The sequence below is a fragment of the Streptomyces sp. NPDC012835 genome, assembly GCF_042900885.1.
GTDB lineage: Bacteria > Actinomycetota > Actinomycetes > Streptomycetales > Streptomycetaceae > Streptomyces.
Genome location: NZ_JBIBBW010000011.1, coordinates 36,847 through 59,603, shown reverse-complemented (window position 1 = coordinate 59,603; position 22,757 = coordinate 36,847). Strand labels below are relative to the sequence as shown.

Genomic DNA, 22,757 nt, shown 5'->3' with positions numbered 1-22,757 from the left:
GAGGCCCCCTTCATGACGTGCGTTGGGCAGCCGTCAACCGTACGCGAAGGGGGCGGGGATGTCAGGCAGGGATCTCCACCAGCCGGTCGCCGTCGAACGTACGGACCTCGAAGTGGTCGATGTCCTTGCTGTCCATGGCCGTACCGCCCTCCACGTAGAGCGGCTTCTTGCCGTTCTCGTTGGGACTGTCGGGGATTCCGTACCCCCATTCGGGCACCGCCCAGGAGGTGACGACCTCTTCGGCGCCGGTCCTGGAGACGGCGATCAGGCTGCACTTGAGCGGGCCCTTGACGTTCTTCAGCTCCAGCGAGGCGAAGGTGCCCCACAGCTTGGACTCGGTGGCGACGCTCGCGCTGACCTTGGTGGCGGGGTCCGTCGCGGCGACCTTGTCCGGCATCCTGCCGAAGTCCTCGGCGGGGTTGCGGGGCGCCGCCTGACTGCTGCCGGGCGACGTGTCGCCCGAGGTGGCCACGACGGCTCCCAGCGGCCCCCCGATGATCAGCACAGCGGCGGCGGCCACGAGATACAGCCCCCGGCGCTTGCGCTTGGCGCGCTTGGCCGCGACCTCGTCGACCAGCTTGTCGAGCAGCTGCGGGCCGGGCCGCACGGAGACGGACGGCGTCGGCAGCCGCGCCGGCGGTACGACGACGGGTTTGGCGGGCGCGCCGAGCGGGCCGGGCACGGAGAACGGATCGGGTGCGGAGAACGAGTCGGGCGCGTCCGCCAGCATGGCGAGCATCGGCTCCATGCCGGAGAACTCCTCCAGATGGACGGCGCAGATCCGGCAGCCGGCCAGATGCGCCTCGAACGCCGTCGCCTCGGCATCATCCAGAATGCCGAGAACATACGCTCCGATGGCTTCATGCACAGTACTTTCGTCGCCCAGTCCGTACTGCTCGTGCGTGGTCATGCCGAGACCCCCCTCTCCTCCAGTGCGAGCTTCATGGAACGAAGTGCGTAGAACACCCGGGAACGCACGGTCCCGCTGGGTATGCCGAGGGTCTCGGCAGCCTCATTGACCGTACGCCCCTTGAAGTACGTCTCCACGAGTACTTCCCGGTGGGCAGGGGTCAAATCCTCCAGCGCATCCGAGAGCGTCATCAGCCACAACGCCTTGTCGATCTCGTCCTCCGCGGGCATGACCTCCAGCGGCGACGGATCGACTTCCTGCGGCCGGGCCTGCCGGCTGCGGTGACCGTCGATGACGATGCGCCGGGCGACCGTCACCAGCCAGGGTCGGACAGAGCCGGTCGCCCTGTTGAGCTGACCGGCGTTCTTCCAGGCACGGATGAGCGTTTCCTGTACGACATCCTCGGCCCGCTGACGATCGCCCGCGACGAGGCGCATGACGTAGGCGAGCAGCGGACCGGCGTGTTCGCGGTACAGCGCTCGCATCAACTCCTCGTCGGGAGCGGGAGAATTGGCGCGCGGTGTCGCGCTCCGGTGTCGGGCCCGGTGAGGGCGGTCATCGGCCACGGCCGCATCCTTGCGCACCTAAACCTCCCGGTCGAGACCTTCTTGGCTGCTTCTCCCTCATCACTACGGAGGCCGTGATGCCCGTACTCAACGGCACGGGAAAATCTTTCAAGATCTTTAGAGGGGACCGAACGGCGGCATGTGCTGGTTCGCGGCGATCCGAGACCCACGGAGAATTCATGTACGACTCATGGAGATCGTGTTGGTGAGTCGGGCAGGAAGTGCGCAGACTTGGCCGAAAATCGCGCAATAACCTTGCGAAAATAAGGTATAGACCACGCCGCCGGATCGGTGAGCGGCTCCACCGCACCCCTGGCCACGGCCGCCGGCAGCGCCTCATTGCGCGGCACGGCACTCAACTCCCCCACGAGAGGGCCGCGCTCGTCCCGTACGGTCCTGGCGTCCCCTCCGGCAGCGGACCGTCGGCAATCAGCCACCCTCCGAGCAATACGACGGAATCAAGCCGTCCGCATCCTCGGCACGTTGGTGCACCGGTGGCCACCGGATCGAGGCAGCCGCGCCCCGGGTCGAACCCGTCACGCGGGCGGCGGCGCGGGGTCTGGGCGTCAGGCGGCGGGGTCGGGCGGGCTGTCGTGCAGGATGCGCTGGTAGAGCCGGTGGTCGCGCCACTCCCCCGCGATGTGGAGATAGCGCGGCGCGGTGCCGATCAGCTCGAAGCCACACTTGCCGAGCACCCGTTGCGAGGCGGTGTTGACGAGCAGCGTGCCCGCCTCGACGCGGTGCAGCCCCAGCTCGTCGCGGGCCGCTCGGCACACCTCCTCGGCTGCGCGGGTCGCCAGGCCCCGGCCGGTGTGGTCGGCGTCGATCCAGTAGCCGAGATGGGCGCTGCGGAAGCAGCCGAGCGCGATGTTGGACAGGGTCACCGTGCCGACGACGCGCGGACCGTCGACCAGCAGCCAGCGCCGCAGCGAGGGATCGGCGAGCCGGCGGGCCTGGTCGCGCGCGGTGAAGAAGTCGGCGGGGCGGGCGGGCTCCCAGGGGCGCAGGTGTTCGCGGTTGCGGACCAGGGCCTCGGTGAGAGCTTCGGCGTCGTCGAGGGTGGCGGGCCGGAGGCGGAGGGAGGGGGCGTTGACCATCTCCGTACCGTAGCGAGCCCGCGCCGTGGCGCCCTCATTCCCGTCAGCCATACCCGTCGGCTGGTCTCGTCAGCCATACCCGTCGGCTGGTCTCGTCAGCCGTACCCCCCGGCTGCCCTCGTCAGCCGTATCCGCCGGCCGCCCGCTTCAGCCCTCCCCGTGCGCCGAGCCGGCCGTCGGGTCCAGCGCCAGCCGGTAGCCGCGCTTGACCACGGTGTGGATCAGCTCCGGCACGCCCAGCGCCGCCCTGAGCCGGGCCACCGCCGTCTCGACGGCGTGCTCGTCGCGTCCGGCGCCCGGCAGCGCGCGCAGCAGCTCCGCGCGGGAGGCCACCCAGCCGGGCCGCCGGGCGAGCGCGTGCAGCAGCGCCAGGCCGGCGGGCGGCACCGGCCGCGGCTCGCCGTCCACCAGCACCGCGCGGCCGCGGATCTCGACGCGGTGACCGGCGACCGGCAACGTGCGGGCCCGTCGCGGCAGTTCGGCGCAGACCACCTGCACCAGCGGCCCGAGCCGGAAGCGCTCCGGCTGAACGGTGTCGATGCCGCGCGTCCGGAGCGGCAGCGCCGTGACCGGCCCGACGCAGGCCGCGAGTACGTCGTGGCGCAGGGCCGCGAGCAGCTCCGCCAGCTGTCCGCGCTCCTCGGCGCGCGAGAGCAGCGAGGAGACGGCGGGCGCGCTGGTGAAGGTGACGGCGTCCACCGAGCGGGCGACGACCGCCTCGATCAGCCGGTCGACGGGGGCGAGGTCGTCCGGCGGCAGCCACCGGTAGACGGGTACGACGACGACATCGGCGCCCCCGTCCCGTAGCGCGTCCACGAACTCCGGCAGGGGCTCGCCATGCAGCTGGAGTCCGATCCGGCGGCCCTCGACGCCCTGGCCGAGGAGGCGTTCCAGCACCTCGGCCAGGGACTCGGAGGCGGGTGACCACTGCTCGGTGAGCCCGGCGGCCCGGATGGCGCCCTTGACCTTGGGCCCGCGCGCGATCAGCTCGACCCGGCGCAGACAGCCGAGGAGTTCCTCGCCGTGCCCCCAGCCGTCGGCGGCCTCCAGCCAGCCCCGGAGTCCGATGGCTGTCGTGGCCACGACCACGTCCGGCGGCCGCGCGATCAGCTCCTCGGTGGCGGAGAGCAGCTCGGTGTCGTCGGCGAGCCGGGCGGTCCGCAGGGCGGGGGCGTGTACGACGGAGCCGCCGCGCCGCTCCAGCAGCGCGCCCAGCTCCTCGGCGCGGCGGGCCGCGGTGACCCCGATGGTGAACCCCGCGAGCGGACCGTCCTGGGGGCCGTCCCGGTCCATGCCTCTCCTCGCCTCTCCGCACCGCCGACCGCGAAGCGGCCGGTCCTGGCGTCCGTCCTGCGACGGTATACCGCCGCAGGACGGAGGCGGCGGTACGGCGTACGTCCCTACCGGGCCCGGAGCTCCGGAGCCGTGGCGCGGCCAGGACCGGCGCCGCCGCCTCGCCGCCGCCGCCTCGCCACCGTGTCAGGCGAGGAGGGCGGCGAGTCGCCGCCATTCCTCGCGGGGAAGGCCGCTGGCGCCACCGGCCCGGACGATCTGGAGGGCGACATGGTCGGCTCCGGCAGCGCGGAACGCCTCGACGCGCTCGCGTACCCGCGCGTCGTCGCCCCACGCGTACACCGCGTCGATCAGCCGGTCGCTGCCGCCGCCGGTGAAGTCGTCCTCGGTGAAGCCGAGTTTCAGGAAGCTGTTGGTGTAGTTGGGCAGCTCCAGATAGGAGGCGAGGTAGTTCCGGGCGATGGTCCGCGCGGTCTGCGGGTCCCGCTCCAGGACGACCTTCAGCTCGGGCGCCAGCAACGGCTCCTTCCCGAGCAGCTCACGGGCGTGCGCGGTGTGCTCGGGCGTGACAAGGTACGGATGCGCCCCGCCGGCCCGGTCCCGCGACAGCTCCAGCATCCTCGGCCCGAGCGCGGCGAGCACGACGCGCCCGGCGGGCACCCCGGCCTCCTCCAGCCCGTCCAGGTAGCTGACCATCGCGGAGTAGGGACGCTTGTACTGGGCGGCGAGCTTGGCGTGGCTGGCCCCGATCCCGAGCAGGAACCTCCCCGGCCGGGCGGCCTCCAGCTCCTGGAAGCGGGCGGCGGCTTCACCGGGCTCGTACTGCCAGATGCTGAGGATGCCGGTGGCGACGGTGAGCCGCGTCGTGGCCTCCACCAACGGCACCGCGTGCCCGACCCCGCTGTTGCCCCCGAGCCACACGGCCCCGAACCCCAGCTCCTCCAACTCGGCTGCCGCCTCGGGGATCTCGCCCCGCAGTCCCTCGTCCTCGGAGCGCAGTTCGAAGCTCCAGATTCCGTAGGGGCCCACGGTGTCCTGCAGTGCGACCATCAGTTGTCTCCCTCTTGCCACGGGGGTGTCCCGTCCAACGATCCCCATCTGCCCCATCCGAAGACCGCATATTCCGCACCTTGACGACAACCCACACTCGTCCGGCCCCGCGGGACGCCCGGCTCGCCGGTGTCCACCTCCCGGTGGCCGCCTCCGCGAGGTGACCGTGGGCGACCCGAAGACCGGCACCCGCCCCGCCGATACCCGATCGGGCCCCCGCCACCCCCGACGCGCCGTCAGCGCCCGCCCAGCGCCGTGGCCGCCCGCTCCCCGCCGTCCGGCCACAGCCTCGGGCGCCGTTTCGCCGCGATGTCCTCCACCCACCCCACGGCGAGGATCATCAGGGCGAGCAGCGGCCAGACCAGCAGCAGGGGCAGCACCCCGTAGGCGGCGTCCAGCTCCGCGGCGTAGGCGTCGATGCCGGGGACCTTCCAGAGCTGGTCGATGAGCGGGAAGGTCGCCAGGATCATCAGGTTGTGCCAGAGGTAGATCGTCACGGCCCGGTTGTTGGCCAGCGTGATCACGGGGTCGAACCGCGCCAGCCCGCCCGGCAGTTCCCGCCAGGACGGCGCGTACTGGAGGAGGATCGCGCAGAACCCCAGCGACCAGGTCGCCTGCGCGAGCGGGATCTCGTCGAAGTTCCAGCCCTCGTCGGTGAGATGGCCGGACGCCCACCACAGCGCGAAGGCCATCAGGATGCCGGAGAGCGAGAGCGTGACGCGGCGCGGGACGCGCCGGAACAGTCCGTCGTGGTGGGCGAAGCCGAGCACCCAGCAGCCGCCGTAGATCGCGAAGTCGATGACGATCTCGCCCGCCTCGCCCGGCACGGTGACGAATTCGCCGCTCACGATCGCGGTGAGGACGGCGGGCAGGAGCAGCGTCGCCCATGGCAGCCTGCGGAACGCCCGCAGCAGCAGCGGGGAGAGCAGTACGAACCAGAGGTACGCGCGGATGTACCAGAGCGGCCCGGCGGCGTCCGCCGCCCAGGAGGTGTCCAGCCAGTCGCCGCCGCCGGCGCTCTCGTACGGGTACGGCGGTGTGCCGAGCGGTACGAGGTAGTTCGCCAGCCGCAGGAACCACCACAGGCCCTCCTCGCGCACCGGCTTCCACCCCGTCGCGAACATCAGCGGTACGGCGAGGAGCGCGAAGGCCCACAGCGGCGGCAGCAGCCGCCGCAGCCGGGCCCGGACGACGCCCCAGGGGGTGCGTCGCGACAGCGATCCGGCCATCAGCGACCCGGCCAGCGCGAACATGACGCCCATGGAGGGGAAGAGGATCGTCAGCCAGGCCCAGCCGTAGAGGTGGAACACCACGACGCGGACCAGCGCGACGGCGCGCAGCAGATCCAGGTAGCGGTCCCGGCCGGCGGACCCGCCGGGAGCACGCGGGCGGTCCGGCCGCTCGACGGCGCTGTCGTCCGGCTCGCGCGCCTGCCCCTTCGAGGCGCTGTGCCGCACCTGTTCCCCCACTGGACCCAATCCCCCACCACTCGCAGCGCGCGACGAAGGCCCCGCTGCCTGAGCAGCGGGGCCTTCGTCGCTTTTTGATCAAAAACATGGGAATTGTGGAGATGGCGGGAATCGAACCCGCGTCCAACGGTGCGGAACCAGGGCTTCTCCGAGTGCAGTCCGCTACGCTTTTCTCGGCCCCGGAGATCACACGGACAAGTCTCCGACGGGCTCAGTCACTGTTTGGTTTCCCTCTGTGTCCCGTGACCGGACTCAGAGGTTTAGTTCCCTTGTTGATGCCAGGAACCGGGTCGGGAACAGCCCCGGGCTGACACTCCGCAGAGTCTTCGCTAGCTGCTAATTAGGCAGCGAGGGCGAAGGCGGAGGAATCGCGCTTGGAAGTGGCGATTATTGTTTGCGACATATGGTTAACGAGATCATTGCCGCTTCCTCGACTCGCTTCCCCTGCTTCGACATCCGCTGTCGAAACCGATCATCCCCATGTGTTTTTTTCAAAAGCCCATTTTCATGGGCGGTGCTCACTTTCATGAGCGTGTACCCGCTGTGCGCCGGTACGTGTTCCATCCTACGTGACCAACGCACGACCGTGCCAGCCTATTCCGCCGGACGCGCGGCCGGGTCCACGCTCACGGCCACTGGAGCCGCACGGCCCGCCGACGCCTCACGCCCGCTGGCGCCGCTTGGCCGACGCGATCGCCCGGTCGGTCTCGCGCCGGTCCTGCTTCTCCCGCAGCGTCTGACGCTTGTCGTACTCCTTCTTGCCCTTGGCCAGCGCGATCTCGATCTTCGCCCGGCCGTCCTTGAAGTACAGCGCCAGGGGCACGATCGTGTGACCCGACTCCTGTGACTTCGACTCCAGCTTGTCGATCTCGGCGCGGTGCATGAGCAGCTTCCGCTTGCGCCGGGCGGTGTGGTTGGTCCACGTCCCCTGGCTGTACTCGGGGACATGGACGTTGTGCAGCCACGCCTCGTGGCCGTCGATCTGTACGAAGCCGTCGGCCAGGGAGGCCCGCCCCTGGCGCAGGGACTTCACTTCGGTACCCGTCAGCACGAGACCGCACTCGTAGGTGTCGAGAATGAGGTAGTCGTGCCGCGCCTTCTTGTTCTGCGCGATCAGTTTGCGCCCAGTTTCCTTAGCCATAGTCCCGCCATTTTCGCACCCCGGCGCAACTCCTTTACTCCTTGCCGCCGAGACCGCCCAGGCCGCTCAGCACGGTTCTGGCCCGCTCCTGGGCGCTGCGGCCCGCCAGCAGATCCGGCGTGACGCCCTGGCCGTCCACCCCGTGCCCGGCCGGGGTGCGGTAATGGCCGACGGTCAGCTCGGCGACGGAGCCGTCGGGCAGTTTGCTGGGCATCTGGACCGAGCCCTTGCCGAAGGTGGGCGAGCCCACGGTGACGGACCGGCCGCGGTCCTGGAGGGCGCCGGTGAGCAGTTCGGCGGCGCTCATCGTGCCGCCGTCGACCAGCACCACCACGGGCCGCTCGGTGTCGCCGCCCTGGTCGGCGTAGAGGGCGCGCTGCTCGCCCCGTATGTCGTACGTGGCGACGAGACCGCCGTCGAGGAAGGCGGAGGCGGCGGTCACCGCCTCGTCGACCAGCCCGCCCGCGTTGCCCCGCAGGTCCAGCAGGACGCCGGCGCCGCGCGGGGCGTCCAGGACGGCTTCGCGCACCCGCTCGCCCGAGCCCTTCGTGAACGCGTTGACCTTGATCTGCCGCGCACCGCCCTCGATCGGGTCGACGGTGACGGCCTCGGTGGTGAGCCGGGCGCGGCGCAGGTTCTGCGTCCAGCGGTGGCCGTCCCGCTCCAGGCCGAGCGCGACCCGGGTGCCGACGGCGGAGTCCGTCCCGCCGGCCGGGGCGCCCGCGGCGTCCGCCGTGTCCTTACCGCCCGCGCGGACGGTACCCGTACCGCCCTTGTCGCCGCGCAGCAGCGCCATGACCTCGGTGACGGGCCGCTTCGAGACGCCCGTGCCGTTGACGCTCCGGACCGTGTCCCCGGGGCCGATGCCCGCCCGCGCGGCGGGGCCGCCGGGCTGGACGCGGGTGACCTCGATCAGCCCGCCCGCCGTGCGCCGGGCCGAGAGCCCGACCCCGGTGTACTCGCCGTCGAGGGCCTGCTGGAACTCCTCGTACTCCTTCTTGTCGTACACCGCTCCCCAGCGGTCGCCGCTGCGGCTGACGACCTCCTCGGCCGCCTCCGTGGCCGACTTGCCGTCGGCCATGGCCTCGGTCGCCGCCCGGGTCATCTCGTCGCGGTCGACCGTCGAGGCCACCGGACGGGCGGCGACGCGGGGGGCCTTCTCCTGGCTGCGCGGCAGCGAGTTGGTGGCCGCACCAGCGGCCAGCACGCTCGCGAAGACCAATGTCAGAGCCGCCCCGCGGCCCACGCCGCGGGATCTTCGGTACGCATCTGAGCCCGACATGGCGTCGAGTGTAGGACAACGGCGGACGCCCCAAAGGAGCTTGGCGGGAGCGCGCCAGGGGCGCTTGTCACACCCGGAGGTACTTGCGCAGCGCTATGAAAGCCGCAACGGCGGGCATCAGCAGACCGATCGCGAGCACCAGCGGGAGCTTGGCGAGCACCGCGTCCCAGCCGATGAAGTTGACGAGTTCCATCTTCTGGGCGAGGGCGAGACCGTGATCGATCAGGAAGTAGCGGCCGACGAGCAGCATTCCGCAGGCGACGGCGCCACCGATCAGTCCGGCGAAGGCGGCCTCCATGATGAACGGCATCTGGATGTAGAAGCTGGAGGCACCGACGAGCCGCATGATCCCGGTCTCCCGGCGGCGGCTGAACGCCGATACGCGCACGGTGTTGACGATCAGCATCAGCGCGATCACCAGCATCAGCGCCATCACCCCGAGCGCGGCGACTCTCATCCCCTTCATCAGGTCGAAGAGGTTCTGGAGGATGTTGCGCTGGTCCTGGACGGACTGGACACCGTCCCGGCCGGCGAAGGCCGTTGCCACGACCTGGTACTTCTCGGGGTCCTTGAGCTTGACGCGGAACGACTCCGGCATCTGGTCGGGCGTGATGGTGGCGGCGAGGGGGCTGTCGCCGTACCGCTCCTTGTAGTGCTTGAACGCCTCGTCGGACGTCTCGTAATGGACGCTCTGGACGATGTTGTCCATCTTCTTCAGATCGGCCTTGATCTGATCCCTCTGCTGGCCGGTGGCCGCGCCCTTGACGCACTTGGGCGTGGTCGCCGCGTCGTTCTTGTTGCAGAGGAAGATGGAGACGTTGACCTTGTCGTACCAGTAGTCCTTCATCACGTTGACCTGCTCGCTCATGAGCAGCGCGCCGCCGAACAGAGCGAGCGAAAGGGCTACGGAGACGACGACCGCGAAAGTCATCGTGAGATTCCGGCGAAGACCGACGCCGATCTCCGACAGGACGAACTGGGCGCGCATGGCGTCCTTTCAGCTTTTGATACTCGGTGCTCAGATGCTCGGTGCTCGAATACTCGGTGCTCGGATACCCGGATCCGGCAGCCGTCGTCGCTCGGGGCCGGCAGCCGTCAGTGCTGGTAGCCGTAGACGCCGCGCGCCTGGTCTCGTACCAGACGGCCCTTCTCCAGCTCGATGACGCGCTTGCGCATCTGGTCGACGATGTTCTGGTCGTGGGTCGCCATCACGACCGTGGTGCCGGTGCGGTTGATGCGGTCCAGCAGCTTCATGATGCCGACGGAGGTCTGCGGGTCGAGGTTGCCGGTCGGCTCGTCCGCGATCAGCAGCATCGGACGGTTGACGAAGGCCCGCGCGATCGCGACGCGCTGCTGCTCACCACCGGACAGCTCGCCGGGCATCCGGTCCTCCTTGCCGCCGAGACCGACCAGGTCGAGCACCTGGGGCACGGCCTTGCGGGTCTCGCCGCGCGGCTTCCCGATGACCTCCTGCGCGAACGCGACGTTCTGCGCGACGGTCTTGTTGGGCAGCAGCCTGAAGTCCTGGAAGACGGTGCCGAGCTGACGGCGCATCTGCGGCACCTTCCAGTTCGACAGGCGCGCGAGGTCCTTGCCGAGGACGTGCACCATGCCGTGGCTGGTGCGCTCCTCGCGCAGCAGGAGCCGCAGGAAGGTCGACTTGCCGGAACCGGACGAGCCGACCAGGAAGACGAACTCCCCCTTCTCGATTTCGAGGGAGACATCCCGCAGGGCGGGCCGGTTCTGCTTCGGGTAGGTCTTGGAGACGTTGTCGAATCGAATCACGAGATGCACCACGGTCGGCAGGGAGTAGGTGAGCGAGACCTTACGCGAACCGCACAGGGGCGCGCAGTCCGCGTCCGGGGTTGGGTGCCCGGGCAGGAGGGCACCAGGTCCGCGCTTGGGGTGATTTATCACGGATGAGCCGCCACCGCCAGGGGTGGCGGACCGGCGGGATCCGGCCGACCGCGCCGAAACGGCCGGGAACTGGCACAGTGGGAGGGGGGAACGGTCTCGTTCCCCCGAGCGTTGAGCGGAGTGACATGTAGCCGGCGGCTCCGCCGCTCGCTGAGGAGGAAAGCGCATGACCTACGACCGATTGGTGTGCGCCAACTGCGCGGGGCCGGTCGCCGAGGGCCGATGCCGCGTGTGCCGAGCCCACCGGGACCGACTTCAGCAGCAGGGCCCCCTGGGGGGCCTGAGCCCGGTGGCTCTGCTGACGCTGGTGGTACTGCTCGTGGCGGCGGTGGCGCTGGTGGCGGCGCACCAGCCCGCCTGACCGAGGCCCCGGCCCGTACGGCCTCGGCGCGAAGGTGCGCGGACAGCACAGGGAAGGGCCCGGACGCTGAACCAGCGTCCGGGCCCTTCCGTACCTGCCCGTGGTACGGGTGCGGTACGGGCCTTACGCGGCCGTGCGGCCACCGGCGACCAGACGCGGCAGCATCCGGAAGCCGATGCCACCCGCGATCATGGTCGCGGCGCCGATCAGCAGGAACGTGGTCTCGGCGGCGCCGGTCTCCGCCAGCTCCTCCTTGGCCTCGCCCTGCTGCACCGGCTGCGAGCCGACACTGTCGGTGTCGGCGCCGTTGCCGCCGGTGGTCGAACCGCCGGTCGTGGAGGCGGAACCACCCTCGGTCGAACCGCCGGTGGAGGCGGAGCCGCCACTGGTGGAGCTGCCGCCGGTGGAGCTGCCGCCGGTGGAACCGGTCGTGGAGCCGCCGTCGCCGCCACCGGTGGTGGTCTCGCCGGTGGTGCCACCGTCCGTGCCGCCGGTGGTGGTCTCGCCGGTGGTACCACCGTCGGTGCTGCCACCGTCGGTCGCGCCGCCGTCGGTCGCCCCGCCGTCCGTCGCGCCACCATCAGTGGTGCCGCCGTCGGTGGCCCCACCATCGGTCGCGCCACCGTCCGTGGTGCCGCCGTCCGTCGCGCCACCGTCCGTGGTCCCACCGTCGGTGGTGCCACCGTCGGTCGTACCACCGTCGGTCGTACCACCGTCCGTCGTACCACCGTCGGTGGTGCCGCCGTCCGTCGTGCCGCCGTCGACGCCGCCGTCGACGCCGCCCGGGTCGCCGCCGCCGTCCGTGCCACCGTCCGAGGTGCCGCCGTCGGTCTCGCTGAGACCGCCGATCAGCGACGAGTCGGCGCTGCCGCTGCCGGAGACGGCCTGAGCGGCGCCCGCGATCGTCAGCGAGGCACCCGCGGCGATCACCGCGCCGGCCGCCACACGTGCCACGCGCATCCGCGTCTTCTTGGTCATCTGGTTGCTACCCCCAGTAGGTCATTCGTCAGTGGTGCAGCGTCCGGGCCCGTGGCCACTGGGGGTCCTTCGCACTCCGGCCCCCGGTCACACGCGCCCCGGAAATACGCATGCCAAACGTCAGAGTTCCGGGTTTTCAAATGAGCGTCAAGGTCGTTGCGAGCGCGATGCCCGGAAATCGGGCCACTTGTCCGACGTGCGGGGATGCAACTGTGACATAAAAGGGAACTGCCGCCCCAAGGGCGGCAGTTCACTGCTGTACATGTCGATAAATCGTGAGTTCCGGCGCGTTCTCGCGCTTTCTAGCGCTCCTGCTGCTTGCGCCAGCGAATTCCGGCTTCGAGGAAACCGTCGATCTCGCCGTCGAGTACCCCCTGCGGATTACCCACCTCGAACTCGGTGCGCAGGTCCTTGACCATCTGATAGGGGTGCAGAACATACGAACGCATCTGGTTGCCCCACGAGTTGCCGCCGTCGCCCTTGAGCGCGTCCATCGCGGCCTGCTCCTCCTGGCGGCGGCGTTCGAGCAGCTTCGCCTGGAGGACGTTCATGGCGCTCGCCTTGTTCTGGATCTGGGAGCGCTCGTTCTGGCAGGAGACCACGATGCCGGTCGGCAGGTGCGTGATGCGGACAGCCGAGTCGGTCGTGTTGACGCCCTGCCCACCCGGGCCCGAGGCGCGGTAGACGTCCACGCGCAGCTCGGACTCGTCGATCTCGACGTGGTCGCTCGACTCCACGACCGGCAGCACCTCGACACCCGCGAAGGAGGTCTGGCGGCGGCCCTGGTTGTCGAAGGGCGAGATGCGGACCAGCCGGTGGGTGCCCTGCTCCACGGAGAGCGTGCCGTACGCGTACGGCGCCTTGACGACGAAGGTGGTCGACTTGATGCCGGCCTCTTCCGCGTACGACGTCTCGTAGACCTCGGTGCCGTAGCCGTGCCGCTCGGCCCAGCGCAGATACATGCGCTGGAGCTGCTCGGCGAAGTCGGCGGCGTCGACGCCGCCCGCCTCGGCGCGGATGTTGACCAGGGCCTCGCGCTCGTCGTACTCACCGGACAGGAGGGTGCGGACCTCCATCTCGTCCAGCGCCTTGCGCACCGACGCCAGCTCGGACTCGGCCTCGGCCTTGGTGTCGGCGTCGTCCTCGTCCTCGGCCAGCTCGAAGAGGATCGCGAGGTCGTCGATACGGCCGCGCAGCGCCTCCGCCTTGCGGACCTCGGCCTGGAGGTGCGACAGCTTGCTGGTGATCTTCTGCGCCGCGTCGGGGTCGTCCCAGAGGGACGGGACCGCCGCCTGCTCCTCGAGCACGGCGATGTCTGCCCTCAGTTTGTCGAGGTCCAGGACGGCCTCGATCGACCCCATGGTCGAGGAGAGGGACTTCAGCTCTTCGGATACATCGACGACTGCCACGGGTCCAGCCTAACCCCTTCTTTTTGAGGGCTCGGTTCACCTCCGGGCGCTCCGTGCCGCCGCCCGCCGTGGACCGGGCCCGATTCGCTCGCTCCGCACGAGCCCCGGCCCGAACGGCGCCGCCGCGTACCGGGCACGGTCTCTTTCACGACGGCGACGCGCCCTTCGGCACGGCGGCGACGCGCCCTCCGGCCCGCTCTCCGGGCCCGCGCGAGGCTACGGCACCGGCGACGTCGTCTGCTTCGAGTCGCCCGGAACCCCGTCCGTACCGTCGCCGCCGGTGGCGAGCCAGCCGCCCACACCGACCGCCGCGACCAGCAGGACCGCCCCCGCCCCCAGCGCGATCCGGCGCTTGCGGACCGCCCCCGCCTTGTGGCGGGCCGAGCCGGGCCGGCGCTGGCCGGGCGCGCGGGGCGCGCGGGCCGTGCCACGCGCGCCGCCCGCCAGTTCGTCGGGGCCCGGCACCCGCATGCTCGTGTGGGTGTCGCGGTTGGAGTCGGGGGTCGCGCCCGGCACGAGCGGGACCGCGCCCCGGCGGCGCGGCTCCGGCGGAGCGTCCGCCTGCGGCTCCTCGTAGGGCTGCTCGGTCGGTCCGCTGTCCGGCTCGTCCACCTCCAGCGGCGGAATGCCCGCGAGGTGCGGCAGTTGCTCGCGCAGTCTCGCCGCCAGCTCCGAGGCGCGCAGCCGGGAGGCCGGGGCCTTCGCCAGACACTGCACGAGCAGCTGCCACAGCTCCTCGGGGATGCCCGGCAGCGGGACGACGGTCTCCGTGACATGGCGGCGCAGCACGGCGCCGGGGTGGCCGCCGCCGAACGGCGTGAAGCCGGCGAGCAGCTCGTACAGGACGGTGGCCAGCGCGTAGATGTCGACGGCCGCGCGGGGCGGCAGCCCCTCGACGATCTCCGGCGCCAGGTAGTCGGGCGTGCCGATGATCCTCGACGCCTTGGTGCGCCGGGGCGTGTCGATCAGTTTGGCGACGCCGAAGTCGGTGAGCAGCGCGGGGTGCGCGCCGCCCGGCCCGAGCGGGCCCTCCATGTCGAGGAGGATGTTCTCGGGCTTGACGTCGCGGTGGACGACCCCAGCGGCGTGCGCCGCCGCGAGTGCGTCGGCGATGTCGGCGATGATCGCGACCGCCGCCTCGGGCGCCAGCCGCCGTTCGCGGTCCAGTCTGGTCCGCAGGTCGGTGCCGCGGACCAACTCCATGACGAGCGCCAGGTCGTTGCCGTCCACGACCAGCTCGTGGACGCCGACCACATGCGGGTGGTCGAGCCCGAGCAGGGCGGTGCGCTCCCGCACGAAGCGTCCGACCAGTTCCTCGTCCGAGGCCAGGTCCTCGCGCAGCAGTTTGATGGCGACGGGACCCTCGGGCCCCTCGCCGAGCCACACCGTGCCGGCGCTGCCCCGCCCTAGGATCTGATGGGCGGTGTACCGGCTGCCGATATTCCGTGCCAAGACTGCTCCCTCACCGGCTGGCGTTGCCCCTCAAAGTACGCGGGTGTCGGGGTGCTCCGTGCCCTTGTCGACGCCGAGCCCTCTCCTCGGCCGGTGTTATGTACCGATCCGGGGTTTCCGCCCCCCGGACCGGACGGTCGCCGGCTAGCCGGAGACGGCGTCACTCAGGTCGGAGATCCAGTTCGCGATCTTCGAGATTCCCCCGCTGATCGTCTCGAAGTAGCCCTTGCCCGTGTCGAACCAGTCGGGAAGCGGCGTCAGCGTCCACAGGAGCCAGCCGGCGACGAAGAGCAGGACCAGGGTGAACAGGCAGCCCTTGAGGCAGCCGAGGCCCGGGATCCGCATCGGGTTGGCGCTGCGCCGGCGCTCCTGGCGCGGCTCCCGGGGTTCCCGGGGCTCGCGCTCCGGGCGGGGCGCGGGGCGCTCCTGCCGGCGCTCGGGCGGCGCCTGCGGGGGCGGGGCGTAGCGCTGCTGCTGCGGCTGCTGGGGAGGCGGCGCGTACTGCTGCTGCCCGTACTGCTGGCCCTGGGGCGGGCCCTGCCGCTGTCCCTGGGGCCGGCCCTGGTGCGGGTAAGGCGCCTGCTGCTGCGGCTGCCGCTGCGGGCGGCGGCGGAGCGGATCCTCGCTGGGGTCGAGGTACTGGACCTGCGTCTGGTCGTTGCGGTCGCGGGCCGCCCGCAGCTGGTTCTGCCAGGGGTGCGGCCCGTCCGGCTCCGTCGGTACGGGCGGCATCACGGCGGTCGGGTCGGGGTGGCCGGAGCCGGGGCCCGCAGCGCCGGTCGGCAGGACGCTGGTCGCCGCGTCGGGGCCGGTGTTCGGCAGGACGCTGGTCGCGGCGTTCGGGTCGTACGGGCCCACGTTGCCCGGCAGGACCTGCGTCGCGTCGGCGTCGCCGCCGCCGAAGGTCTCGGGTACGGGCACCGGCGCGGGCGACGGGTCGGGCGCGAGAAGCGCGGCGACGCCGAGTGCCGCGTCGGCCTGGGCGGGGGTGGAGTGCACCCCGACCCCGGCGGCCACCGTGCGCAGGGCGCGGGCGAGGTTCTCGGCGCTGGGGCGCTGGTCGGGGTTCTTGCGCAGGCAGCGCTCGATGACCGTCCACAGCGGCTCGGGCACGGTGGCGGGGCGGACGGGCTCCTCGCTGAGGTGGCGCTGGAGCACTTCGAGCGCGGTCGACCCGGCGAACGGCGGTCGCCCGGTGACCAGTTCGTACAGCAGGATGCCGGCGCCGTAGATGTCGACGGCCGAGGTCTGCGGGCGGCCCTCGGCGGACTCGGGCGCGACATAGGCGGGCGTGCCGACGAATTCGTGGGTACGGGTGAGGCCCGGGGAGTCCGCGAGGCGCGCGATACCGAAGTCGGTGAGCATCGGGTGCAGCTGGTCGCCGTCGGTCCTCAGCAGGACGTTGGCGGGCTTGAGGTCCCGGTGCACGACGCCGTCGGCGTGGCTCGCGGCGAGCGCGTCGGCGATCTGGGAGGTCACGAGGGCGGCGCCGACCGGGCTGAACGGGCCGTTCTGGCGCAGATAGCGGTGCAGGTCGGGACCGTCGATCAGATCCATGACCAGCGCGAGCAGATCGCCCTCGACCACCAGGTCGCGGGTGCGCACGATATTGGGGTGGGTCAGCCGGAGCAGGACGGAACGCTCCCGCAGGAAGCGCATCACCACGTCCGCGTCGTTCGCCAGCTCCTCCTTGAGGACCTTGATCGCGACGGTCTCCCCCGGCTGCCCGGCCACCGCCGCCTCGGCCCCCGCGGTCTCCCTCTGACGAGCCCGCCACACGGTGCCGGTGGCACCGCGGCCGATGGGCTCATCGAGCAGATACTTGCTGCCTACGGGCCGCACTCCATGCGCTCCCTGCTGATCGAGGTCGTCACTCACACGTTCCCGGCCCACCTTAGACCGGCCGGACGGATCGCCGCCGATCGTCCTCCGGCACCGTGGCGATCCGGCTCCCGCCGGACCGTCGGCGGACGCCGGACCAGCGGCGGAACGATCGTGTCCGAAGGGAAGACGTCGGCATCGTACGGATGGTTGCCGGGGAGCGGAGCGGGGTCGGCGCGGTACGCGTCACAGCGGCACCCGTCACAGCGGTACGCGTCACAGCGGTTCCTCTCGCAGGGGCGCACAGCACGGTGGCCACGCGGCACGGATCACAGACGATCCCAAGCCGTATCGAAGCGGCATCCAAGCAGGCACTTTTGCGCCAACCGCCGACCATTCAAGATCACTTGTCGCCGGTCGGCGGGCGTGTTGTCAGCGGCAGGTGCGAGGATGCCCCCAGCACGTGACGAGTGGCGTGGGGACCACATCGCCCGTGCCGACCTGTACCGGACGACGCGTCCGTGCGTGGTGGGGGGCGGACAGAGGGCTCTCCTGCCGGGCACCCCGCGCAGAAGGGACCGCTGACGGCGATGCAGATCCGGCTGACCGTCCTCGCGCCGCGCAGCGGCCATGCCGCCGCGCGGGCGTGCGATGTGCTCGTCACCGCCCCGGCCGGGACGGCGCTGGCCGCCGTCGCCTCCGGCCTGGCCACCGCCGCCTCCGGCCCCGATGCCTCCGGCACCGTCGTCGTCTACTCCGGCCGGGAGCGTCTGGACGCGCAGCGCTGCGCGCTGGGCGAGCCGCCGCTGATAGACGGCGCCGTGATCTCCCTCCAGCTCCCCGGCGAGGACGACGCGCCGGTGGACGACGTACCGGCCCAGCTCCAGGTGGTCGCGGGCCCCGACGCGGGCGGCGTGCACCTGCTGCACGGCGGCCAGGTCAGGATCGGCCGCTCCGCCGACGCCGACGTGCCGCTGGACGACCCGGACGTCTCCCGGCTGCACTGCGCGGTGACGGTCGCCGATGACGGCTCGGTCACCGTCGCGGACCTCTGCTCGACCAACGGCACCTGGCTGGAGGGGTCCCGGGTCGGTGAGCGGCCGGTCGCGCTCGCCTCCGGCGCGCTGCTGCGGATCGGTGAGTCGGCGCTCCGCCTCACCCCCGGCGTCCGTGCGGCCGGACTGCCGACCGCGCCGGACGGCGAGGGCCATCTGCGGATCGCGGCCCCGGCGCAGGGCGGCGGCGACACGGGCACCGACAGCGGCACGGTCACGGCCCCGGATACGGGTACGGGCACGGACAGGGCATCGGACGCGGAAGCCGGCCCGGCCGGAAGCGAGCACGGCGGCAGGGCGGCGGAGAGGTACGGAGCGGGCGGCCACCCGGCGGACGGCCCCGGCCCCGGCGCACCGGCCGGCGGCGAGCCCGGCCCGCGGCACGCGGGCGGCCCGCGCGAGCCCGCCCCGGCGCACGGCGGCGGACCGGCCGGGCCGGGCGGCGGCGGTACGGTCCGGGCCCCTCGGACGGGGCAGTCGAGCGGCGTCCCGGGCCCGCAGTACGGCGGTTCGCAGTACGGGAACCCGCCGGGCGCCCCGCGCGTACCGGACCCGCGCAGCGCGGACACGCACTACGGCAGCAGACAGGGCCCCCCGCCCAGCGCCCCCGGCACCCCCGGCGCCCCTTCCGGGTTTCCCGGCTCGCCCGCCACCCGCCCCGGCTCTCCCCAGGCGCCCGGTGACGTACCGGCGCGGGGCACGAGCACCCCGTACCAGCCGTCCCAACTGCCCCACCAATCCCGTGGCACCCACAGCAGGGCCGCGGCCCAGGACGGCCAGGGCGGCCCGACCATCCCGGACGGTTCACCGTGGCCGCGGGACGGCGGGCGGGGCGACGACGGCCCCCACGCGCACAGCCGCACCAGCCGTAGCGGCGCCCCGGCGGCGGCCCCCACCCGCTCGCGGCGGCAGGACACGCCCCCGCGCGGGACGGAGCCGCCGGAGGCCCTCGACGCGCCCGACCAGACGACCAAGCGGCGCGGCATAGGCGCCTGGGCGCGCCGGCTCGCCGGGAGCCGTGGCGAGGAGCTGCCGGAGACCGCCCCCGGCCCCCGGAGCCCCGCCGGGGCCGCCGGCCGCGCCCCCCGTCCCGAGACCTGGCCCGATCCGGCCGCCGTGCTGCTGACCGCCCTCGGCCCCGGCCCCCGGCTGTGGGAGCGTGGCAGCCGTCACGCGGAGGCGCTCGCCGTCCGGCTCGGCACGGCTGACCGGCCGGCCGGCGACGGACGCGGGTCGCTGCCGCTGGTGCCGGTGACGGTCGGCCTGCGCGAGGCCGGTTCGCTGGGTCTCGCCGGTCCCCGCGAGCGGCTGACCGGTCTGACCCGCTGGGTCGTGGCGCAGCTCGCCGCGCTGCACTCCCCGGCCGATCTGGAGATCGTGCTGATCAGCGCGGACCGGGCCCAGAGCCTGGAGCAGCGCAGACGCGACTGGGGCTGGCTGGGCTGGCTCCCGCACGTACGCCCCGCCCACGGTCAGGACTGCCGGCTGCTGCTCGCCTACGACCGCGAGCAGGCCGCCGCCAGGATCGCCGAGTTGACCCGCCGCCTCGACGACGGGCCGCTGGGCCCCGGCTGGGCCTCGGCCGATCCGTGGACGGTCACGGAGGCGGGCGCCCGGCACGACGGTCCGCACACGCTGGTGATCGTCGACGGCGACCCCGGTTCCGCCGCGCTGCGCGAGTCGGCGGCGCAGTTGGCCGGGGCCGGGGCCGCCGCCGGGGTCCATGTCCTCTGTCTCGCCGAGACGCCGTCGGCGTCGCCGGACTCCCCGGTCGCCGCGACCTACGAGACGGCGTGCGCGGCCTCGCTGCCGTTCCGCGAGTGCGGGGCCGTCGCCCTGCTCAGCGGCGATGTGGCGACGGCGCTGCGGCTGTTGCGTACGGCGGTGGGGCAGCCCGCCGGGCATGGCACGGTCGCGGTGGTGGACGCTGTCTCGCCCGCCTGGGCCGAGCGTTTCGGCCGCGCGCTGGCGCCGCTGCTCGCTGCGGCCGGGAGCGGCAGGGAGCGGCCGGCGGCGGCGCTGCCGCGCTCGTCCAGGCTGCTGGACGAGCTGGGACTCGCCCGCGCCACCCCGGCCTCCCTGATGGCCCGTTGGGCGTCCGCAGCGGACCGTACGGACGACTGCACGGTGGTGCTCGGCGCCGGTCCGCGCGGTCCGGTGAGTTTCGATCTGCTGGAGGAGGGCCCCCACCTGCTGATCGAGGGGCCCCCGGGCAGCGGCCGTACGGAGCTGCTGCGCTCGATCGCCGCCTCGCTGGCCGCCGCCGCGCGCCCCGACCGGCTGGGGCTGCTGCTGGTGGACGGCGCGGGGAGCGAGCGCGACGGCGCGGCGGGCGGGCTGTCCGTCTGCACCGATCTGCCGCACGTGGCCGAGCATCTGATCGCCTCCGACCCGGTGCGCATGCGGCACTTCGCGCAGGCGCTGGGCGCGGAGTTGAAGCGGCGGTCCGAGCTGCTGGGGCGGCTGGACTTCGCCGAGTGGCACGGCCAACGGGAGACGGCGGACCGGACGCTCGGCCGGCGCCGGCCGAGCGCGGCGGAACAGCGGGCGGGCCGCCGCGGCGACGGGCACCGTACGGACCGGACGCGCCACGACACGTACCGCGCCGATCAGCGCATGGAGCAGCGCATGGAGCAGCGCGGGGACCAGCACCCGGAGTCCCGCTCCGGCCAGCGCCCCGACCGGGACCCTTCCTCCAGTGGCACGCTGCGGCTGCGCCCCGAATCGCTCCCGCAGGAGCGGGGCCGGGTCCAGGAGCAGCCGCCCGCGTCCCTCCCCCGGCTCGTGGTCCTGGTCGACGACTTCGACGCGCTGGTGGCGCCGGCGCTGGGCAGCCCGGGCCGGCCCGCCGCCGGTTCCGTCGTGCGGGCCCTGGAGGCCGTGGCCCGCGAGGGCGAGCGTCTCGGGGTGCATCTGGTGGCCGCCTCGGCCCGGCCGGAGCGGACGGTGGACACGGAGCTGGCGCACGGCGCGCGGCTGCGGGTCGTGCTGGACGCGCCGCCCGCCGTGCCGGGCCCGGACGAGCCGGCCCCCGGGCGCGGCCGGCTCGGTCATCCGGACGGCCGGGTCACCCCCTTCCAGGGCGGCCGGGTGACCGGTCGCATTCCCCGTACGGCCACGCAGCGGCCCACCGTCGTGGTGCTGGAGTGGGAGCGGATGGGCGACCCGCCGACGAGGCGCCCGGTCCGGGAGTTGGGCAACGGTCCGACCGATCTCGCGCTGCTGGCCAGCGCGTTGGAGCGGGCGGCCCGATCGGTCGGCGCCGCCCCGGTGGCACCACTGACCCCGGCGCATCCCTGACGCCCCCCGAGGACCCCTGAGAAACCGCTGTCCAACCCGTCGGTCCGGGAGCGTCCGGCACGTCACGAGGCCATTACGATCAAGGAGTTGAGGCCGGGATCGCTATTGCGGCGCCCGGTCACCCGGCGTAGGACTGTGCCCACGGGACGGGAGCAGCGCCGCCACGTCACGGCCGCGATGCCGGTCCCGCCTGCGTAGATCCGTACGCACACGGGAAGAGACGGGGCAGTGATGCGCACAACTCGGACAACGAGCAAGGTTCTTGGTGCCGGAAGAGGCTCCGGCGGAGGAGCCGGCCGGCCGGGGCCGGTCTCCCGCCGGGCGGCCGTGGCGCTCGTCGCCGTCGGCGCGGTGGCCCTCAGCGGCTGCGGCGGCGACGCGGACGACGACAAGGGCTCGGGCGACGCCGGGGGCAAGCCGGCGGCCGTCACGGTCGAACTGCCCAAGCTGGACGGCGAGAAGATCCAGGTCGCGGCTGTCTGGACGGGCTCCGAGCAGAAGAACTTCACCAAGGTGCTGACCGAGTTCGAGAAGCGCACCGGGGCGACGGTCACCTTCGTCCCCGCGCAGGACCCCATCGTCAACTTCCTCGGTACGAAAATAGCCGGTGGGAGCCCGCCGGACGTGGCGATGCTGCCCCAGGTCGGGGCGATCCAGCAGGCCGTGGGGAAGAAGTGGGCCAAGCCGGTCGGTGCCGAGGCCAAGGCCCAGCTGGAGAAGAACTACGGCAAGGGCTGGCAGGACCTCGGCGCGGTGGACGGCGAGCAGTACGCCGTCTACTTCAAGGCCGCCAACAAGTCGCTGGTCTGGTACAACAACACCGCGTTCGAGAACGCGGGCGCCTCCGTGCCCAAGACGTGGAAGGACTTCCTGTCGACCGCCGAGACCATCTCGGCCTCGGGCGTCACCCCGGTCTCGGTGGGCGGCGCGGACGGCTGGACCCTCACCGACTGGTTCGAGAACATCTACCTCTCGCAGGCGGGTCCGGAGAAGTACGACCAGCTGGCGAAGCACGAGATCATGTGGACCGACGGGTCGGTGAAGGACGCGCTGACCACCCTCGGCCAGCTGTTCGGCAAGCCGAGTCTGATCTCGGGCGGCACGGACGGCGCGCTCCAGACGGAGTTCCCCACGTCCGTCACGCAGACGTTCACCGGCGGTGACCAGCCCAAGGGCGCGATGGTCTTCGAGGGCGACTTCGTCGGTGTGAACATCGCGGAGACCGACGCCGAGATCGGTACGGACGCGAAGGTCTTCCCGTTCCCGGCGGTCGGCACCGACTCGCCGGTGGTGACCGGCGGCGACGCGGCCGTGGCGCTGAAGGACACCAAGGGCGCGCAGGCGCTGCTGACCTTCCTGGCCTCGGCCGACGCGGCGAAGATCTGGGCGGAGTCGGGCGGCTTCGTCTCGCCCAACAAGTCCCTGGACCTCGCCGCCTACCCCAACGACGTCCAGCGCGACATCGCCAAGGCGCTGATCGCGGCGGGCGACGACTTCCGGTTCGACATGTCGGACCAGATGCCGCAGTCGTTCGGCGGGACGCCCGGCAAGGGCGAGTGGAAGGCGCTTCAGGACTTCCTGAAGAACCCGAAGGACGTCGCGGGCGTCCAGCGGCAGCTGGAAGCAGCCGCGGCCAAGGCGTACCAGAGCTGACGG

General features: G+C 72.4%; 17 protein-coding genes and 1 other RNA gene. 3 read left to right on the top strand and 15 right to left on the bottom strand.

From position 1 onward, the window contains the following. Positions 1-61: 61 nt before the first annotated feature. The 11 genes from ACFY6S_RS31290 to ftsE all read right to left on the bottom strand — a co-directional run bounded on the left by ACFY6S_RS31290 (position 62) and on the right by ftsE (position 10,593). Positions 62-910, bottom strand: coding sequence for an anti-sigma factor family protein (locus tag ACFY6S_RS31290; RefSeq protein WP_388825025.1), 849 nt, complete (start codon positions 908-910; stop codon positions 62-64). Next, positions 907-1,494 (bottom strand): sigma-70 family RNA polymerase sigma factor, encoded by a 588-nt coding sequence (locus ACFY6S_RS31285; RefSeq protein ID WP_388825022.1) that lies wholly within the window; start codon positions 1,492-1,494, stop codon positions 907-909. Before ACFY6S_RS31285 ends, ACFY6S_RS31290 begins: the two co-directional genes overlap by 4 nt. 548 nt (positions 1,495-2,042) lie before the next feature. Further along, positions 2,043-2,573, bottom strand: coding sequence for a GNAT family N-acetyltransferase (locus ACFY6S_RS31280; protein ID WP_388825800.1), 531 nt, complete (start codon positions 2,571-2,573; stop codon positions 2,043-2,045). Between the two features lie 147 nt (positions 2,574-2,720). Then, entirely contained in the window at positions 2,721-3,866 is a 1,146-nt protein-coding gene (locus ACFY6S_RS31275; RefSeq protein WP_388825019.1) for a uroporphyrinogen-III synthase, read from the bottom strand. Between the two features lie 186 nt (positions 3,867-4,052). Beyond that, complete coding sequence (locus ACFY6S_RS31270) at positions 4,053-4,916, bottom strand: LLM class F420-dependent oxidoreductase (protein WP_388825017.1); 864 nt, start codon at positions 4,914-4,916, stop codon at positions 4,053-4,055. A 236-nt stretch (positions 4,917-5,152) separates the two neighbouring features. Continuing rightward, positions 5,153-6,373, bottom strand: coding sequence for an acyltransferase (locus ACFY6S_RS31265; RefSeq protein WP_388825797.1), 1,221 nt, complete (start codon positions 6,371-6,373; stop codon positions 5,153-5,155). Between the two features lie 105 nt (positions 6,374-6,478). Further along, positions 6,479-6,865: a transfer-messenger RNA gene (gene ssrA, locus ACFY6S_RS31260) on the bottom strand. Positions 6,866-7,046: 181 nt separating this feature from the next. Further along, a complete protein-coding gene (gene smpB / locus ACFY6S_RS31255; protein WP_388825014.1) occupies positions 7,047-7,526 on the bottom strand; it encodes an SsrA-binding protein SmpB in 480 nt (159 codons plus the stop codon). Positions 7,527-7,560: 34 nt separating this feature from the next. After that, complete coding sequence (locus ACFY6S_RS31250; protein WP_388825010.1) at positions 7,561-8,808, bottom strand: S41 family peptidase; 1,248 nt, start codon at positions 8,806-8,808, stop codon at positions 7,561-7,563. Between the two features lie 67 nt (positions 8,809-8,875). Next, positions 8,876-9,796 carry a permease-like cell division protein FtsX gene (gene ftsX, locus ACFY6S_RS31245; RefSeq protein ID WP_388825007.1) on the bottom strand — a complete coding sequence of 307 codons (921 nt, stop codon included), beginning with the start codon at positions 9,794-9,796 and terminating at the stop codon, positions 8,876-8,878. A 107-nt stretch (positions 9,797-9,903) separates the two neighbouring features. Beyond that, positions 9,904-10,593 carry a cell division ATP-binding protein FtsE gene (gene ftsE / locus ACFY6S_RS31240; protein WP_114622971.1) on the bottom strand — a complete coding sequence of 230 codons (690 nt, stop codon included), beginning with the start codon at positions 10,591-10,593 and terminating at the stop codon, positions 9,904-9,906. 298 nt (positions 10,594-10,891) lie between these two features. Here ftsE and ACFY6S_RS31235 point away from each other — a divergent pair, with 298 nt between their 5' ends. Further along, the gene (locus ACFY6S_RS31235; RefSeq protein ID WP_388825003.1) at positions 10,892-11,086 is read left to right on the top strand and encodes a hypothetical protein; all 195 of its coding nucleotides are present in this window, start codon (positions 10,892-10,894) and stop codon (positions 11,084-11,086) included. Positions 11,087-11,209: 123 nt separating this feature from the next. Here the strand turns inward: ACFY6S_RS31235 and ACFY6S_RS31230 are convergent, their stop codons facing one another. The 4 genes from ACFY6S_RS31230 to ACFY6S_RS31215 all read right to left on the bottom strand — a co-directional run bounded on the left by ACFY6S_RS31230 (position 11,210) and on the right by ACFY6S_RS31215 (position 16,767). After that, positions 11,210-12,064 (bottom strand): hypothetical protein, encoded by an 855-nt coding sequence (locus tag ACFY6S_RS31230; protein ID WP_388825000.1) that lies wholly within the window; start codon positions 12,062-12,064, stop codon positions 11,210-11,212. 302 nt (positions 12,065-12,366) lie between these two features. Next, entirely contained in the window at positions 12,367-13,473 is a 1,107-nt protein-coding gene (prfB, locus tag ACFY6S_RS31225) for a peptide chain release factor 2 (RefSeq protein WP_388824997.1), read from the bottom strand. Between the two features lie 216 nt (positions 13,474-13,689). Beyond that, on the bottom strand, positions 13,690-14,925 hold the full coding sequence (locus ACFY6S_RS31220; protein WP_388824994.1) for a protein kinase: 1,236 nt from the start codon (positions 14,923-14,925) through the stop codon (positions 13,690-13,692). Between the two features lie 144 nt (positions 14,926-15,069). Beyond that, positions 15,070-16,767 (bottom strand): protein kinase, encoded by a 1,698-nt coding sequence (locus tag ACFY6S_RS31215; RefSeq protein ID WP_388825794.1) that lies wholly within the window; start codon positions 16,765-16,767, stop codon positions 15,070-15,072. Between the two features lie 569 nt (positions 16,768-17,336). Here ACFY6S_RS31215 and ACFY6S_RS31210 point away from each other — a divergent pair. Together ACFY6S_RS31210 and ACFY6S_RS31205 are read left to right on the top strand one after the other, a co-directional pair. Then, entirely contained in the window at positions 17,337-21,101 is a 3,765-nt protein-coding gene (locus ACFY6S_RS31210; RefSeq protein ID WP_388824991.1) for an FHA domain-containing protein, read from the top strand. A gap of 231 nt (positions 21,102-21,332) precedes the next feature. Then, a complete protein-coding gene (locus ACFY6S_RS31205) occupies positions 21,333-22,754 on the top strand; it encodes an ABC transporter substrate-binding protein (RefSeq protein WP_388824988.1) in 1,422 nt (473 codons plus the stop codon). The last annotated feature ends 3 nt before the right edge of the window (positions 22,755-22,757 follow it).